Consider the following 16,826-nt stretch of genomic DNA (forward strand, 5'->3'; position numbering starts at 1 on the left):
AGAGAAAAAAAAAAAAAAAAAAAAAAAAAAAAAAAAAAAAAAAAAAAAAAAAAAAAAAAAAAAAAAAAAAAAAAAAAAAAAAAAAAAAAAAAAAAAAAAATTCAGAAAAATTATTTAAAATTTTATCCATATATTGACTTTAAAGTTGTTATAATATATAATATGTACAAACATTAGTTCGTAAAGGAGTAATGGAGATGAAGAATTTTGATATACCTGATGTGTACATTGCCATATTGCCTTGTTATCTTGATGATTACGGTGATGGAACAGAATTAATAGACTTAAATGGCGATGTATTGCGTATAAAATCCAGTGTCAAAAGTTGTCTAAAGAGGACTTTGAAAAAGTATGCTGTAGATTTAAGTGCCATAAAAGAAAAGTACGCCAAAAGCCTTGGCATAAAAAATAATTTTCCAATTCCTTTAGCTGGCAACTTTACGCTTGTACAGTTAAAATCGAGGATTCCAAAAGTAGCAAAGGATGTATCTTACGGATATGTGTGCTATGAGAAAATAAATGAGATTGAGGAGCATTCTACGTATTGCATTGTAAATGTTGGCAACATCAAGATAAAAGTATATCAAAAGAAATCGACAATTGAAAAACATTTGAGAGATGCTGCAATGATAAAGACTTTTTTTGCAAATTTAAGTCCATTAAATTTTGAAAGCGACAGATCCATGTACAACCTTCCAGCAACTAAAGCAGATATAGCCCTTTTGTACGAAGAAATTGTAAATATAAAGTATAAAATCGAGAAAATATGATATGTGCTTCAAATGTATATGAAAATAATATACAATTGTAGATAGAAAATAAAAAAGTAGGGATAGATATGGTTGAAATAATAGGTACAGTTGAGGAGATAATTTTTAAAAATGAACAAAATGGGTATGCTGTATTAGAACTTAATTCGAAAAAGGACACTATCACCGTTGTAGGATATATGCCTTTTGTTGGAATAGGTGAGACGCTTAAAGTTGAAGGCGAATGGATGACGCATCCTGACTATGGGGAACAGGTGAAAGTTTCAAAGTATGAGACGATAGCGCCGTCAACGTTGTATGGGATGGAGAGGTTTTTATCATCTGGACTCATTAGAGGTATAGGTCCTGTCATGGCGAAAAAGATTGTCTCAAAATTCGGCGTCGATTCTCTAAACATCATAGAATCTCATCCAGAAAAATTATTGGATATACCTGGAATAGGCGAAGAAAGAGTAAAGATGATATCAGAATCTTATGAGCAGCAGAAGACATTGAGGGACGTGATGGTTTTTTTACAAGGTTATGGCATTTCTACCACAAATGCAATTAAAATATATAGGCAATACGGCGATGATTCTATAGAACTCATAAAGCAGAATCCGTACAGACTATCGGATGAAATTTTTGGGATTGGCTTTAGGACGGCTGATAAGATAGCTCGAGCAATGGGTGTTGACTTGCATTCCAGCTATAGGATTTCATCTGGTACAAAGTACGTTTTGATACAATATGCATCAAATGGCCATACGTATGTGCCACTTGAACTTTTGCTTAAAGAAGCAGCAAAACTTCTTGAAGTATCAGAAGAAGAAGTTTATGATTCGTTGGTTCTTCTGGCACAAAGCGAAAAAGTGAAGTTTGAGACATTTGAAGATGGCTCTCACGGCGTGTATTATATACCGTATTTTGTAGCTGAAAACAACACTGCAGATAAGATTTTAAACATGACGCTGACAGATGTAAAGCCTGAGGATATTGATATTGAAAGTGAAATATCGAAGATAGAATCAGACATGGGAATTCATCTTGCAGACAATCAGCGTGTTGCAGTTTTAGAATCTGTCAAGAACTCAATTCTCGTCATAACAGGTGGGCCTGGGACGGGAAAGACCACCATAATAAATTTCATTATAAAGCTTTTTAAAAAATTTAAAAAATCGGTAGCATTAACTGCACCTACAGGAAGAGCTGCAAAGAGGATGACTGAAGCTACAGGTTTTGAAGCTAAGACGATACATCGCCTTTTAGAGTATTCATACACTGAAGAAGAAGGACGAGGGTTTGGAAAGGATGATAAAAACCCATTGACAGAAGATGTCATAATAGTGGACGAGGCTTCGATGATAGACATATTGCTTATGAATGCTCTCCTTAAAGCTATTCCACTGAGCTCAAGATTGATACTTGTTGGAGATGTGGATCAGCTTCCGTCTGTTGGAGCTGGCAATGTGCTTAGAGACATCATAGATAGCGGCTTGGTAAAAGTTATAAGGCTTAATAAGATATACAGGCAAGGGAAGGAAAGTTTGATAGTAGTAAATGCCCACAAGATAAACAATGGCGAGTACCCTGTGTTAAATGATAAAGAAAATGACTTTTTCTTTATAAATGCTTCATCACAAGATGAAATTTTAAATATTATATTGGATTTATGTAAAAGGCGGTTGCCTGAAGCGTATGGATTTAACCCTTTTACGGATATTCAAGTTTTAAGCCCCACGAGAAAAGGCTTGATAGGTGTGATAAACATGAACAATGAACTGCAAAGGTGCTTAAATCCTTCGAAAAAGGGATTGGATGAGAGGCAGATGAAAGATTTTACTTTCAGAGTAGGAGACAAGGTGATGCAGATAAAAAACAACTACAAGATGAAGTGGACAAAAGGAGACGAAAAAGGTGAAGGCGTCTTTAATGGTGATATGGGTATTATAGAGTCTATCGATAATGATTCACAGGAGCTTACTGTTTTATTTGATGACGACAAGAGGGTTGTTTACGATTTTGCAGATATAGATGAGCTAAGCCTTTCTTACTGTGTGACTGTCCACAAAAGCCAAGGAAGTGAATTTCCGGCTGTCATCATGCCTATGAGCTTTGGACCGCCTATGCTTCTTACCAGAAACCTTCTGTATACGGCTGTTACGAGGGCTAAAAAGCTTGTGGTAATAGTTGGCCAAGAAAAATACTTAAAAAGTATGATCGACAATAATCTTATATCAAAGAGGTACTCAGGGCTTTTACCTAAACTTATGAAAGTCCTTAAATTCATGGTGGAAGAAAATTGATTAATTTCACGAAAGTTAAATAAATTTTAAAATATGCCGATATAAAAGTTAAATAGATGGACGGAAGGATGCACTATGATTTTTCTTGATTTACTTTTTCCGCCAAAGACAAATTGTTTGCTTTGCGGCAAAGTCATAAAAGAAGGCAAAATATGCTTTGAATGTGAAAATAAATTGCCATTCATTATCGGGAATAGGTGCTCTGTGTGTGGAAAGCCTATTAGAGATGGCGATAGATGCCCTGACTGCATGGAAATAAACCATGTTTTTACTCGCAGCATAAGTCCTTTTGAGTATGACGAAACGATAAAATCATTGATTGCCAGATTCAAGTACTACAAAGAGAGAAGTTTAGCTGAATTTTTTGCAGAATACATGTATAGATGTATTCAAGAAGCTGGTATAAAGTTTGATGTTATAGTACCTGTACCACTTCATAGGACGAAGCTGGATGAGCGGGGATACAACCAATCAGAGCTTTTGGCGAGAGAGCTTTCTTATAGATTCGACGTAATCATGTCAAAGCCTTTGAGACGTATAAAAAACACTAAATCCCAGACCGAACTTAAAAGAGAAGAGCGCATGAAAAACTTAAAAGGTGCTTTTAAGGTAGTTTATGGCGATCTTGTTAAAGACAAGACCATACTTTTGGTGGATGATGTTTTGACAACAGGTTCTACCCTTGATGAATGTGCAAAAGTTTTAAGAGAAAGCGGTGCAAAAGATGTTTTTGCAGCTACAATTGCAACAGGAAGGAATGTGTGAGGTGTGCTATGGATATAAGGAATTGTAAAAGATGTGGAAAGCTTTATAACTATACTGGGTTTGATTTATGTCCAGAATGTTTTAACAAAGATGAAGAAGACTTCATAAAAATCAGAGATTACATTGAGAGAAATCCGCAAGCCACAGTTGTAGAAGTGTCTAAAGCAACAGATGTGGAAGTAAAAAGAATATTGGACTTTTTAAAAGAAGGCAGACTCATATTGGGCTCTAAAAACACCAATATTTCATTGACTTGTGAAAGATGCGGTAAAAAGATATTGTCAGGCAGATACTGTGAATCATGTTCAAGAGAACTTGAAAGGTCTTTAAAAGGTGCATTAAATGCTGATAAAATTGACGAAAGTTTTGAAAAACTTTATTTGAGAGATGAAAAAAAGGACACTAAAAGAAAATATTAAGTGAAATTGAATTTAGCCGATATAATATTGGGAAGGTGGGAATAGAATGAAAATATACAATAATATTAATGTTAACAATATTTACGACATGTATAAGTCTGCAAATGCTAATGCTGCAAATACAAGTAAGACAAACAAAGTTGACAAAGTGGAAATATCAGATAATGCTTCTAAGATCAGCAAAAGCTTTGCGGAATATGATAAGTTGAGAGAAGAAAAGGTGCAGGATATAAAGGCTAAGGTTGATAGTGGCAATTATAACATAAAATCTGATGATATCGCTGAGTCCATGATAAAAGGAGCTATTTTAGATAAAAAAGTTTAAAGGTGGTATGATTATGCCAAATCCGAATATAGATGAGCTTATTGATGTATTGAATGGGGAAATGCTTTTGTACAAAGATTTATATGAGATAGCTACTAAAAAGACTGATGTCATAGTGCTGGGAGAGATACAAGAACTTGACAACATGACAAAAGTAGAAGGCGGCATAATAAGTAAGCTAATGATTTTAGAAGATGAAAGAGAAAAATTTTTAAATGATCATTATGACAGTCAAATGACCATAAGTCAGCTTTGCAGTATACTGCCTGAAGATGACGCTAAAAAATTAAAAATAGTTCAAGAGGAATTTAATGATCTTTTAAAAGCGCTTAGCAATAGGAATGAGTTGAATAAATCGCTTCTCAAACAGTCCATCGAATTCGTAAACTATTCGATTGGCGTCATATCAAATAATTTATTAGAGGACGATGGTATATACGGCGAAAGCGGCGTATCAAAAAGGATAAATAGAATCATAGATAGAAAGGCGTAAGAAATAATTTTAGCTATGAAAGGAATGAAATGCAGTGTCTACTTTTCAAGGATTGGAGATAGCAAAAACAGGTCTCTTTGCAAGCCAACAGGCGCTTAATTTGACTGGACACAATATCTCAAATGCAAACACGCCTGGATATACGAGGCAAGTCATAGACCTGTCTGCAATAGCGCCTCCTACGACTTACGGTATGGCTGACCAATGGGGCAAAGCCATAGGGGGTGGCGTCAATGTTGACGGCTATCGACAGATAAGAGACCAATTTTTAGATCAGCAGTACAGGAGAGAAAATACCACACTCGGTGAATGGGAGACTAAGTCAGATACATTGTCTGCTATAGAAGGCATCTTAAACGAGCCATCTAATACAGGAATCACAACCGTATTAGACAATTTTTTTAATTCACTTCAAGATTTGTCAAAAAACCCGGAAAGCCTTGAAGTGAGAGCTGAAGTTAGAGAAAATGGCATATCACTGACAGATACCATTAACACTATTTATCAGCATCTTGATGATCAAGAAAACCAAATAAATAGCACCATTCAAAGTCGAGTACAGGAAATCAATTCATATGCAGATCAAATATCGGAACTGAACAATGAGATCTACAGATTTGAGCTTACAGGGCAGACAGCCAATGACTTGAGAGATCAGAGAAACTTGTTGGTAGATAAGCTTTCTGAGATAGTTAACATAAATACTTATGAAGATTCAAATAAAAATTTCAGAGTAGACATAAGCGGACAAGCTCTTGTGGATGGGAATAGTGCCTATACAATGAGCGTGGATAATACAGGAACAATAAAATGGGATCTTGCCGGAACGCCTGTGAATCCGACGGGTGGCATATTAAAGGGACTTCTGGATATGAGAGATGGCGATGGCACAAATGGTGTGAAAGGGATACCTTACTATAAACAGCAATTGAATCAATTTGCGTACAACCTTGCGACGGTTTTTAATGCACAACATGCTGCAGGATATGGGCTTGATGGAAGCACTAACATCAATTTTTTCAACATAACAGATACGACGTATAATCCAACTGCAGAATATGCTAAAAATATACAAGTTTCATCAGACATACTTGCAGATGATGGACTTCAAAAGATTGCCGCAGCATCATCAGCAAGTTCGCTGCCTGGAGACAATACAAATGTCTTAAATCTTATAGCGCTTAGAGATACGAAGATCAGCGGATTGAACAATGGGACGTTGGACGATTTTATAAGCTCTTTGATTTCCAACCTTGGCGTTGATGCACAGCAGGCAAATCAGATGCAGACAAATCAAAGCACAATGGTAAAACAGGTTGATTACAACAGACAATCTGTGTCTGGTGTTTCTCTGGATGAAGAGATGGCAAATATGCTTAAATACCAAAAGTCTTATGAAGCATCAGCAAGGATGATAACTGTCATGGATGAGCTTTTAGATACGCTTATAAATAAAATGGGAGTAACATAAAAGGCAGGTGTAGACAATGCGGGTAACGAATAACATGCTTGTGATGGATTTTATGAATGACTACAACAAAAATCTTGAAAGGCTTCAAAAAGATCAAAATATGTTGTCAACTGGTGAAAAAGTAAGCAAGCCATCAGACGATCCTGTTGCAGTGGCAAGTATTTTAAGGATAAAGACGGAAATCGCGAGAAACAATGCGTATACCAAGAATACAGATGATGCAAAATCGTGGCTTAGCCTTACTGATACGGCATTAGGGCAAATAGGAGATATGCTGCAAAATGCCAGAGATTTAGCAGTGCAGGGGGCTAACGGCACTCTTACTCAAAGCGACATGCAAAACTTAGCAGCACAGGTAGATCAGCTAAAGCAGCAGATTATACAAGTAGGTAATACCCAGTACAATGGAAGGTACATATTTGCTGGATACAAGACCGATACAAAGCCTTTTAGCGATACAAGCAATGGGTATGCTGGCGATGATGGCGCCATAAAGTTTGAGGTAGGTGCAGGTGGTAATACAATTCAGGTGAATGTGACAGGCGATAAGGTGTTTGATGTGACATCTGGCACTTCACAGCTTCTTACTGTGATGGACAATCTATCAAATGCATTGAAATCGGGAGATAACCAAGCTGTCAGCAACATAATAGGAGATATAGATAATCAATTGCAAAATATCCTATCAATCAGGGCTGATGCAGGAGCAAAGGCAAATAGAATTGATTTGACTGCAAACAGGCTAAGTGATGATAACTACAACTTTACGGCGCTACTCTCAAAAAATCAAGATGCAGACATAGCACAGGTTATTACAAACCTAAAGATGGATGATAATGTGTACAGAGCATCATTAGCTTCAGGCGCTATGATCATTCAGCCATCTTTGGTAGATTTTCTGAGGTAAGAGGATGGTAATATGGATATAGCCATTCACCAAACGTTCGGCAGGATAGGCATTGACACTACTCCTGCCGCAATTAATATTCACAATCAGAATGCAGATCTTAATATACATCAAGAGATGCCTAAGGTAGAGATAGACCAGAAATTGCCACAGGTTCGTATAGATCAATATCAATGTTTCTACGAGTCTGGACTAAAAAACATATTTGATCTTATACACGACGAGGCAGAAAGAAGCTATCAGATAGGTCTTGAAGCCATAGGGAAAATTGCTGAAGATGGAGATGCCTTGGCATCAATAGAGAACCATCAGAATGTCATACCAGAGTTAGCGTCTCAGGCAGGTGTTGAAAACATAGACTTTAATGTAGACCTTATGCCAAAATCGAGACCTAAGATATGGTTTGATGGTTATCTCAACATAAACTGGCAGGATGGTAAGGCGTATATAGATGCCACACCTAAAAAACCTGAGATAGACGCAACAAGGGCAAATGTAAGCATATACATGCTTCAGTATCCTTCTATAAAAATCGACTATATAGGTCAGAATGTGGATGCAATAGTTTGAATTTGAAAGAGAGGCATGAGCGATGGATATAGAGACAAGAAATTTTGGCGTTGTCAGCTATAACGAAGAAGATGTACTTCACTTTGAGGAAGGCATACCAGGCTTCGAGAGACTTAAAAGCTTCATTCTTCTAAGCATTGATGAATATACCCCTTTTAAGTGGCTGCAGTCCCTTGATGATACAGATATAGCATTTGTGATAGTCGATCCTAAAGTTGTAATAAAAGATTATAAGGTTGAATTAGATGAGGAGACGATAAAATCGTTGGACATAAAGGACTTAAACCATGTACTTGTTTATGCCATCGTTGTAATACCTGATGAAATTGAAAAGATGACTGCCAATCTAAAAGCCCCTATAATCATAAATGCAGAAAACAACAAAGGTATGCAGATAATCATGGACAATGACAAATACATGATAAAGCATCCCTTACTTAAGGAGCTAAAAAATGCTGATACTTACTCGTAAAATAGGGCAGTCTCTGATTATAGGGGATGACATTGAGGTAATGGTTGTAGGAATCGATGGCGAAAATATAAAAATAGGCATATCCGCTCCAAAGGATGTAACTGTCATGAGAAAAGAGCTTTTAGAAGTAAAAGACGAGAACAAAAAAGCAATTAATATAGATAAATCATCACTTAAAATGTTAGAAAAAATTATAAAAAAAGACTAAAGTAAAAAAAAATAAAATCGATATATATAGTGTAAAACAAAAGACAAGCAGTTGGCCAACTGTGAAAATTTATGGTCGATATGGCATGGATGCCAAATAAAAATTCAAGGAGGAAGAAAATATGGTAATCAACACAAACTTAAGTGCTATAAACGCATGGAGAGCACTTGAGACAAACAACACAAACACACAAAAAGCATTGCAGAAGCTTTCATCAGGCTACAGGATCAACAGCGCAGCAGATGATGCAGCAGGTCTTGCAATATCTGAAAAGATGAAAGCACAGATAGCTGGCTTAGACCAAGCTCAAAGAAATGCACAAGATGGTATATCACTTATACAGACAGCAGAAGGTGCGTTAAATGAGACGACATCAATTCTCCAGAGGATGAGAGAATTAGCAGTACAAGCATCAAATGATACAAATACTGCACAAGATAGAGCTAGCATACAAGCTGAAATGGATCAACTTAATACAGAAATTGACAGAATAGCTAATACTACTGAATTTAATACTAAAAAATTATTAGATGGCTCAATGTCAGGCGCAGTAACTAGTGCTGTAGCTAATGTAAATTCTAATACGTCATTAAAGTTAAGTGGTGGGGGAAATATAAGCACTAGTACACTTTTAGAAAACTTAGCTGATGCTAATGGTAATAACCTTGGAATCGTCTCTACCGATCAAGTAATAGTGAATTATGCGAAAGATGGTAAAGTGTACACAGTTAGTTATACTGTTTCGACTGGAGCTAAAATATCGGATTTACAGAGTGCAATAACTGCTAACATTTCTATTGATGTTAATACTGCAGGTACTTTATTAGCAACCGCATCAAGCGGAGGTACTGCAAATGCAATTTATGGTTTAACAATAACTGTAAAAGATAGCTCTGGCAATGTAAATACAGCCGCAACAAATGCTTTATCAGCATTTACAGAGACTACAGCAGCAGCGGATAAAGCGACGGATGGAAAAGCAACATTACAGATTGGCGCGAATACTAATCAGAATATGCAAATAGAAATAGATAAGATGGATGCTACAGCATTAGGTGTAAAGAATCTGCAGGTTGGAACACAGTCACAAGCTAATATTGCTATAAAAGTAATAGATAATGCAATAAACAAAGTATCAACTCAAAGGGCTACACTTGGTGCATATCAGAACCGTTTAGAGCATACAATAAATAATTTAGGAACGGCAAATGAGAACATTACAGCTGCTGAATCACGTATAAGAGATGTAGATATGGCTCAAGAGATGATGGAATTTACAAAAGACAATATATTAAATCAGGCAGCGACTGCAATGTTAGCTCAAGCAAATCAACAACCACAAACAGTATTACAATTATTAAGATAGAAATATCAACAAAAAAAGGGGATTGTATCCTCTTTTTTTGTATCTAATTGTAAAAATTAAAAAATGCTCAAAATGAATAAAGTTATATAAAATTTTGTCGATCTATTCTAGTAGAATAAAATTTAGAAGGTGAGAAAATGGATAATATATATTCATCTAAAGTAAAAAATATCATTGATAAAATAGAGCTCAATAATAATAATTATACTTTAAATAATATTAATATGTATTATAATGGTATAATAGATATAATTGATGATATTAATTCATTAATTAAACAGCTATTGAATGATGATTCTAATGATTCGATTTCTATAAAGACAAGGCTGTTTGATTTTAATATAAATGGTGTGTTAAATGAGATATTAAATAATATTGAGAATAAAGACATTGTGTCTGTTAACGATCTTTTTCAATATGAATTAAAAAGTATATTACAATATAGTGTTAAATAAGGGGTAAATTAAATTATGAGTATATTAGAAAAGAATATAAATTGTTTAAATAAGAATAGTGGCAATAAAAATATATTTGACTATTTACCTAAAAATATTATTAATGTTAAAGCTAAAAATGGTTTGCTTACATCAGAAATAGTAATTGATGATAAAACATATTTTATACATAGTAAATACGATCCTATAAATGAGGCCAAGATGTTGTGTGACTCATTGGATTATTCAAAAAGTACATTGATTTTTGTATTTGGTATTGGCTTGGCTTATCATTTATTTGAATTGAAAAATCGAATTAGCCTTACTTCTAGGGTTATTGTAATTGAAACTAATTTGGATATATATTATAATGCTCTAAATACAGTGGATTTGACTCAATTATTTGAGTCTCCGCAATTTATTTTTATTGTTGGAAATGAAAATACAGTAAGAAAAATAATATCAGATTTATTTATTACACAATTTATATTTTACGCAGCAAATATACAGGTATTAGCATTGCCATCAGAAAATATAATATATCCAGAGTGGAAAAATTTGATGGAAGATATTATGAATATTATTAAGGAAAAGTTATTTATCATAGGTAATGACATAAACGATACTTTGATTGGATTGAGGCAGAACTTTGCCAATATAAAGCATATTATGAATAATCCTGGAGTTAAATTATTAAAAGATAGTTATAAAAATAAACCTGCAATAATAATTTCTTCAGGTCCATCATTAAGCAAAAATATAGACTTTTTAAAAAGAGCAAAGGGTAAAGCTCTTCTTTTAAGTGTGGATGCATCTCTAAACGCGCTTTTTAATAAAAATATTATACCAGATGCTGTTTTCTCGATTGAAAGAGGTGTTGAAACATATAACTATTTTTATAAAGATAAAAATATACCTGAAGATATAGTTCTTATTGCACCACCAGTTATATATCCCAAAATATTTGATGAATATAAGGGTAAAAAAATTATATGTTTTAAAGAAGGTGAAGCAATTAATGAGTGGCTAAATAATTTATTTAATGATAAGGGTAAATTTAAAATGGGAACATCTGTAGCTCATCTGGCGTTTGGTTTTGCAAAATATGTGGGAGCTAATCCAATAATTTTTGTTGGGCAAGATTTAGCCTATGCGCCTGATGGTAGAACTCATAGTGATGGCACTGTTTATGAAGGGAAAAAAGATGAATTAGTAAATAATAAAGAAATTGTTTATGTAGATGACTATAATGGTAGAAAAATACCAAGTACAAGAGTATGGAAGAATTTCCTTACGTGGTTTGAGAATGAAATTCTTATTACACAAAGTAAATGTATAGATGCAACAGAAGGTGGAGCCTATATAAAAGGGACAGAAATTATGTCATTAAATGATGCTATTGATAAATATTGTGTTGATGATATAATAAGTATAAATGAATTTATTGACAGTATTAATTATAAAAATGATAATTTATTTAAAGAGGAGATTGAAAAAAATATTAAGAAAGCTAGAGATTTATTTGAAGACTTAAAAAAATTATCTGAGAGGAGGTATGAAGTAACTAAGACGAACGAAAAAAAATATATAAATGGAAATAAAGTATTATGTGATTATAATAAATTTTTGGGGAAATTGAAAAAAAACGAAGAGGTTGTTGATTTGATACAGAAAAATTCATTATTAATGATGTTTTTTCAACCAATAATTGTAAATACTTACTTTAAAGTAATAAAGATAGGTAATGTTATTAATGATGATATTTTGATTAAAAATTTAAATATTCATAAAGAATTATTATATAAAGTCATAAATATCTGTTCAATTATAATAGAAGAATTTGATAAAATAATTGAAAATATAATTTAAGGTATAAAGTCATTCTTTTAATATAAATGTTGTTTAGTATGTTGTGGTATAGTGTTAAAAGCACTTTTACAAAAAATAATGAACATGATTTTTTATATCAATAGATGGTGGAGAGAATATTTTTAAAAAAGATAAATTATTATTTAAATTTTGAAGATTGAGCGTTGAACTGTCTGTTGTCATTGGATTTTGTATATATGTTATGTTGTAACCCGATTAAGACTGATTGTATGCGTGGAGCAAAACTTTCAAAAAATGTACAACGAATATGAGAAAGATATTAATGCGGATGTTTCTCACATACTTGCGATATTAGACAGAATTGATGAAAAACTAAAGAATTCAGAAGATAGCTTTTTGTATATATCGTCTATATTAAATATTGTCACTACAAAAGTTCTAAAAGGTTTTAAGCCTGAAAAAGATGAGACTGAAAAGCAAAAAAAGCTCAGAATTGCAATGATGTCATATACACTTTATCAAGGTATATATGAAGCGATTAAAAAGTCAGAAGGTGGATTAAGAAAAGCATTAAAAGTAATTAATTTAAAAATAAAAAATGAGAATTTTTAAATACGTTTAAGATTATTTATTATATATTCTTAATTTATAAATCTATTTTTGTTTATTCATAGGAGGCATAAGAATTTGAAAATATTAGCAGTGATACCCGCACGTGGAGGTTCTAAAGGGATTCCAAGAAAAAATGTACGATTATTATGTGGAAAGCCATTGATTAGCTATAGTATAATGAATGCATTAAATAGTAAATTTGATTTAGATGTGGTTGTGTCAACTGATGATGAGGAGCTTGAAAGAATTTCCTTAGCATATGGAGCTAAAGTAATAAAAAGACCTGAAGAATTAGGAGCAGATAATGTTACGTTAGATCCAGTGATTTATCATGCGGTATATACGATGGAAAAAATAGAGAATAAATCGTATGATATTGTTATTACAATGCAACCTACATCACCATTGTTGAAAGTTTCTACTTTAGAAAGTGCTATAAAATATTTTTTAGATAATGATTTTGATACAGTAATAAGTGGAGTAAATCGTCCACATCTATCATGGGCTGAATTAGAAGGAAAAATCGTACCGCTTTATGAAAAAAGACTTAATAGACAATATCTTCCTAAAAATTTTCTTGAAACCGGAGCTTTCTTTATAACTAAGAGAAAATTTGTAAAAGAAGAAAGCAGACTTGGAAACAAAGTATCAATTTATGAAATTCCGGAGAATGAATCTATTGATATTGATAGTCCTCAAGATTGGTGGGTAGCTGAAAAAGAACTATCAAAGAAGAGTATTTTAATCAGAACTGATGGATATGCAGAAATAGGATTAGGGCATATTTATAGAGGATTAATTTTGGCATCTAATCTTATAGACCATAATATTAGATTTGTTCTATCAAGTAAATCAGATATAGGAATAAAAAAAATTCATGAAAGCCATTTTCCTTATAGTGTGATTGAAGATGATTACGAGATAGGTGAATTAATTAAAGAATATAAATGTGACATTCTTGTTAATGATATTCTTGATACTAAAAGAGAATATATTGAGTATTGTAAAAGCTTAGGAATAAGAGTTGTCAATTTTGAAGATCTTGGTACAGGAGCAAAATATGCGGATGCAGTTATAAATGATTTATATGAAAAAAGAAATGATTACAAAAATCATTATTGGGGAAGTGATTATTATTGCATAAGGGATGAGTTTTTATTAGCACAACCTGCTAAATTTAGAGAAAGTGTAAAAGAAATTTTGATCATATTTGGAGGAACCGATCCATGTAATCTCACACGAAGATTATTTGAAATAGTTAAAACTATTCCTTATAAAGATAAAATTCATTATACATTTATTTTAGGTATGGGATATAAGCATACTGATGAATTAGTTTTATTAGCAGAAGACTCAGACTTGAATATTCAAATTGTTAGGGATGTAAAACTTATAACAGAATATATGGAAAGAGCTGATATTGCAGTATCTTCTCAAGGGAGGACCATGCTTGAACTGGCATCTATGGCGGTTCCAACAATATTATTGTCTCAAAATGAACGAGAACTGGATCATGAATTTGGATATCTAAAAAATGGCTTTATAAACTTGGGATTAGGTAGTGAAGTAGAAGACCGTACTATTAGAGAAACATTAATTTGGTTAATAAATAGTCCACAGATAAGAAAGCAAATGAAAGAGCAAATGTTAAAAAAAGACCTAAAAAATGGAGTTAGAAGGGTTATCAATATTATACTAGGAGTACAATAATCATTATGTTATTTTAATTATTTAAACATGCAACTGTATAGTTAAAAAATGTTAGAAGATATTTAAAAAATTAATAGTATGAGTATTGTCATTTAGTAAGGGTAATAAAAGATTTTTTATCTATGTTTTTACAAAGTAAATTATATTATGAGGAGGATATGTATGAAAAGTAAAATTATAGAAAGAGCAAGTGCTGGGAAATTTGTACTTATTGCAGAAATAGGAGTTAACTATTATGATATAGCAAAAAAAATGAATATATCACCTATGGATGCAGCAAAATTAATGATTAAAGAAGCTAAAGATGCTGGTATTCATGCAGTTAAATTTCAATCTTATAAAGCAGATACTTTGGCAGCAAAAGAATCTCCAGCATATTGGGATACAACGGAAGAATCTACAACATCGCAGTTCGAACTTTTTAAGAAGTTTGATAGCTTTTCTTATAATGAATATAAAGAGTTATCTGAGTATTGTGATTACTTAGGAATAGAATTTTTATCAACCTCTTTTGATATAGAATCTGCAGATTATTTATTTGATTTAATGAATGTGTATAAAATTTCTTCATCGGATTTATCTAACTTGCCTTTTGTTGAATATATAGCAAAGAAAAACAAACCTATTTTACTTTCTGTTGGTGCTTCTAATGAGGAAGAAATTAAACAGACTCTTAACGTGATTCGCAAATATAATAATCAACCTATAGTATTACTGCATTGTGTATTAGAATATCCTACACCATATGAGCATGCAAATCTAAATAAAATAGTGAGCTTAAAAAATAAATATCCAGACTTAATTATTGGTTACTCTGATCATACAAAACCAGATAAAGATGCGGATATCATTAAAACAGCATATAATTTAGGTGCTATAGTAATAGAAAAGCATTTTACTTTGGATAAAACTCTAAAAGGTAATGATCATTATCATGCAATGGATGTGGACGATGCTAAAAAGATTATCAGTGGAATAGAGTTTATTAATAAAATACGAGGATCCTATGAATTGAAATATTTAGATAGTGAAATTGAAGCGAGAAAAAATGCAAGGAGGTCATTAGTAGCAGCTTGTAACATTAAAAAAGGTGATATAATAACAAAAGAAATGCTTACTTTTAAAAGACCAGGAACTGGTATTTCGCCGTCAGAGATAGAAAATGTAATTGGTAAAACTGCTAAACAAGACATTTCTAAAGATACTATATTACAAAATAGCATGTTATGTTAGAATACTTTAAAATGTGGACTTGTGTCTAATTTATTGATACAGGTCCACATTGTGCGCCCGGCATGGGCGATAACTTGGCGGTGAAAGTCCGCTGTGGGCTTGGTAGTGGGAACCACTAGCCGAACTGCAAGGGTGTCCATCGTGAGGTGGAATCTGAAGGAAGCGGTAGGCAAAATCTCGGTCTGATGAACAAAAACCAGATAAGAGGCTGAATTGGGGCGGACGAGTTTGCAATTCAAAACGAAGTCCAACACTACCCGAACCCTATACAGTAAACTTAAAGATAGATGAGATGAAGGTTATCGCTCTTACCCGGGGAGGTCTCAAGGCATGTCATGGAAATGAACTTTGAAATGACAACCCATGCAGTGATGTATGGCTGAACCTTGAGAAGTCAGCAGAGGTCATAGTACTTATCTAGTCATGAATAGATAAGGAAGGACCGAACATTAGGAGGTTTCGGAAATCTTATGAACTCGAAAGATATGCAGAGACTGCAGACAACTCAACAAAGAGGCTATCCGCTCCAACAAAAAATGGAATTTCAAGAAGGAGAGGAAGTGCATAGTGTATCATCGGCGTCAAAAGATAGAAGAAACAATGTACAAAGATACACCAGTAATATGCTTGAAATGATACTAGACGAGAAAACATGAAAGAAGCATACAAGCGTGTAGTTGCAAATAAAGGGAGCCATGGAGTCGATGGGATGGAAGTAGATGAACTTCTACCGTATCTCAAAGAAAACTGGCCGTGTGAGAGGACGCTGAATAAAATAATTATTCTGCTCCTACTCGATTTTATTTTATAAGTATTTTTGCATTTATTCAGACTGCAATGATGGTATTTATAATGTTATAAAGATGAGTGATTTCGGAAACTAATTTCCAGCGTCATACTATGGCATAAATTAGAAATTAGATACAGAAAATAACAAAGCCTTTGCGATAAAATAC

Annotated in this window: 17 protein-coding genes and 1 pseudogene; all 18 read left to right on the forward strand. The window is 33.2% G+C overall.

The window, feature by feature from the left end; genetic code table 11:
• Window positions 1–197: 197 nt before the first annotated feature.
• Window positions 198–770: a hypothetical protein gene (locus HNR52_RS08230; protein WP_435620268.1), complete on the forward strand. Its 573-nt coding sequence runs from the start codon at window positions 198–200 to the stop codon at window positions 768–770.
• 68 nt (window positions 771–838) lie between these two features.
• A complete protein-coding gene (recD2, locus tag HNR52_RS08235; RefSeq protein WP_435620269.1) occupies window positions 839–3,055 on the forward strand; it encodes an SF1B family DNA helicase RecD2 in 2,217 nt (738 codons plus the stop codon).
• Window positions 3,056–3,130: 75 nt separating this feature from the next.
• Window positions 3,131–3,820, forward strand: coding sequence for a ComFC family protein (locus HNR52_RS08240; RefSeq protein WP_013788645.1), 690 nt, complete (start codon window positions 3,131–3,133; stop codon window positions 3,818–3,820).
• 8 nt (window positions 3,821–3,828) lie between these two features.
• Window positions 3,829–4,239 (forward strand): TIGR03826 family flagellar region protein, encoded by a 411-nt coding sequence (locus tag HNR52_RS08245; protein WP_435620270.1) that lies wholly within the window; start codon window positions 3,829–3,831, stop codon window positions 4,237–4,239.
• A 46-nt stretch (window positions 4,240–4,285) separates the two neighbouring features.
• Window positions 4,286–4,564: a flagellar biosynthesis anti-sigma factor FlgM gene (flgM, locus tag HNR52_RS08250; RefSeq protein WP_435620271.1), complete on the forward strand. Its 279-nt coding sequence runs from the start codon at window positions 4,286–4,288 to the stop codon at window positions 4,562–4,564.
• 13 nt (window positions 4,565–4,577) lie between these two features.
• Window positions 4,578–5,057, forward strand: coding sequence for a flagellar protein FlgN (locus HNR52_RS08255; RefSeq protein WP_435620272.1), 480 nt, complete (start codon window positions 4,578–4,580; stop codon window positions 5,055–5,057).
• A gap of 34 nt (window positions 5,058–5,091) precedes the next feature.
• A complete protein-coding gene (flgK, locus tag HNR52_RS08260; RefSeq protein ID WP_435620273.1) occupies window positions 5,092–6,528 on the forward strand; it encodes a flagellar hook-associated protein FlgK in 1,437 nt (478 codons plus the stop codon).
• A gap of 16 nt (window positions 6,529–6,544) precedes the next feature.
• Window positions 6,545–7,435, forward strand: a complete 891-nt coding sequence (gene flgL, locus HNR52_RS08265) for a flagellar hook-associated protein FlgL (protein WP_435620274.1) — start codon at window positions 6,545–6,547, stop codon at window positions 7,433–7,435.
• A gap of 12 nt (window positions 7,436–7,447) precedes the next feature.
• Window positions 7,448–8,005: a DUF6470 family protein gene (locus HNR52_RS08270; RefSeq protein ID WP_013788639.1), complete on the forward strand. Its 558-nt coding sequence runs from the start codon at window positions 7,448–7,450 to the stop codon at window positions 8,003–8,005.
• Window positions 8,006–8,027: 22 nt separating this feature from the next.
• Window positions 8,028–8,477: a flagellar assembly protein FliW gene (gene fliW, locus HNR52_RS08275; protein WP_013788638.1), complete on the forward strand. Its 450-nt coding sequence runs from the start codon at window positions 8,028–8,030 to the stop codon at window positions 8,475–8,477.
• A complete protein-coding gene (csrA, locus tag HNR52_RS08280; protein ID WP_013788637.1) occupies window positions 8,458–8,685 on the forward strand; it encodes a carbon storage regulator CsrA in 228 nt (75 codons plus the stop codon). The genes fliW and csrA overlap by 20 nt, the downstream gene beginning before the upstream one ends.
• Before the next feature lie 121 nt (window positions 8,686–8,806).
• On the forward strand, window positions 8,807–10,051 hold the full coding sequence (locus HNR52_RS08285; RefSeq protein WP_435620275.1) for a flagellin N-terminal helical domain-containing protein: 1,245 nt from the start codon (window positions 8,807–8,809) through the stop codon (window positions 10,049–10,051).
• 137 nt (window positions 10,052–10,188) lie between these two features.
• The gene (locus HNR52_RS08290) at window positions 10,189–10,506 is read left to right on the forward strand and encodes a DUF8042 domain-containing protein (RefSeq protein ID WP_435620276.1); all 318 of its coding nucleotides are present in this window, start codon (window positions 10,189–10,191) and stop codon (window positions 10,504–10,506) included.
• Window positions 10,507–10,521: 15 nt separating this feature from the next.
• Window positions 10,522–12,354 carry a motility associated factor glycosyltransferase family protein gene (locus HNR52_RS08295; protein WP_435620277.1) on the forward strand — a complete coding sequence of 611 codons (1,833 nt, stop codon included), beginning with the start codon at window positions 10,522–10,524 and terminating at the stop codon, window positions 12,352–12,354.
• 255 nt (window positions 12,355–12,609) lie between these two features.
• Window positions 12,610–12,927, forward strand: coding sequence for a hypothetical protein (locus tag HNR52_RS08300; protein WP_435620278.1), 318 nt, complete (start codon window positions 12,610–12,612; stop codon window positions 12,925–12,927).
• Window positions 12,928–13,002: 75 nt separating this feature from the next.
• Window positions 13,003–14,637 (forward strand): cytidylyltransferase domain-containing protein, encoded by a 1,635-nt coding sequence (locus tag HNR52_RS08305; protein WP_435620279.1) that lies wholly within the window; start codon window positions 13,003–13,005, stop codon window positions 14,635–14,637.
• A 162-nt stretch (window positions 14,638–14,799) separates the two neighbouring features.
• Window positions 14,800–15,870 (forward strand): N-acetylneuraminate synthase family protein, encoded by a 1,071-nt coding sequence (locus HNR52_RS08310; RefSeq protein ID WP_435620280.1) that lies wholly within the window; start codon window positions 14,800–14,802, stop codon window positions 15,868–15,870.
• 470 nt (window positions 15,871–16,340) lie between these two features.
• Window positions 16,341–16,621: pseudogene (locus HNR52_RS08315) on the forward strand (group II intron reverse transcriptase/maturase); the annotation flags it as partial.
• Between the last annotated feature and the right edge of the window lie 205 nt (window positions 16,622–16,826).

Source organism: Thermoanaerobacterium thermosulfurigenes, from assembly GCF_051201035.1.
In the GTDB taxonomy this organism is placed as follows: Bacteria; Bacillota; Thermoanaerobacteria; order Thermoanaerobacterales; family Thermoanaerobacteraceae; genus Thermoanaerobacterium; species Thermoanaerobacterium thermosulfurigenes.

Coding starts and splice junctions, on each gene's coding strand:
- HNR52_RS08230 (WP_435620268.1), top strand. CDS start 198: ATGAAGAATTTTGATATACCTGATGTGTACATTGCCATATTGCCTTGT.
- recD2 (WP_435620269.1), top strand. CDS start 839: ATGGTTGAAATAATAGGTACAGTTGAGGAGATAATTTTTAAAAATGAA.
- HNR52_RS08240 (WP_013788645.1), top strand. CDS start 3,131: ATGATTTTTCTTGATTTACTTTTTCCGCCAAAGACAAATTGTTTGCTT.
- HNR52_RS08245 (WP_435620270.1), top strand. CDS start 3,829: ATGGATATAAGGAATTGTAAAAGATGTGGAAAGCTTTATAACTATACT.
- flgM (WP_435620271.1), top strand. CDS start 4,286: ATGAAAATATACAATAATATTAATGTTAACAATATTTACGACATGTAT.
- HNR52_RS08255 (WP_435620272.1), top strand. CDS start 4,578: ATGCCAAATCCGAATATAGATGAGCTTATTGATGTATTGAATGGGGAA.
- flgL (WP_435620274.1), top strand. CDS start 6,545: ATGCGGGTAACGAATAACATGCTTGTGATGGATTTTATGAATGACTAC.
- HNR52_RS08270 (WP_013788639.1), top strand. CDS start 7,448: ATGGATATAGCCATTCACCAAACGTTCGGCAGGATAGGCATTGACACT.
- fliW (WP_013788638.1), top strand. CDS start 8,028: ATGGATATAGAGACAAGAAATTTTGGCGTTGTCAGCTATAACGAAGAA.
- csrA (WP_013788637.1), top strand. CDS start 8,458: ATGCTGATACTTACTCGTAAAATAGGGCAGTCTCTGATTATAGGGGAT.
- HNR52_RS08285 (WP_435620275.1), top strand. CDS start 8,807: ATGGTAATCAACACAAACTTAAGTGCTATAAACGCATGGAGAGCACTT.
- HNR52_RS08290 (WP_435620276.1), top strand. CDS start 10,189: ATGGATAATATATATTCATCTAAAGTAAAAAATATCATTGATAAAATA.
- HNR52_RS08295 (WP_435620277.1), top strand. CDS start 10,522: ATGAGTATATTAGAAAAGAATATAAATTGTTTAAATAAGAATAGTGGC.
- HNR52_RS08300 (WP_435620278.1), top strand. CDS start 12,610: ATGTACAACGAATATGAGAAAGATATTAATGCGGATGTTTCTCACATA.
- HNR52_RS08310 (WP_435620280.1), top strand. CDS start 14,800: ATGAAAAGTAAAATTATAGAAAGAGCAAGTGCTGGGAAATTTGTACTT.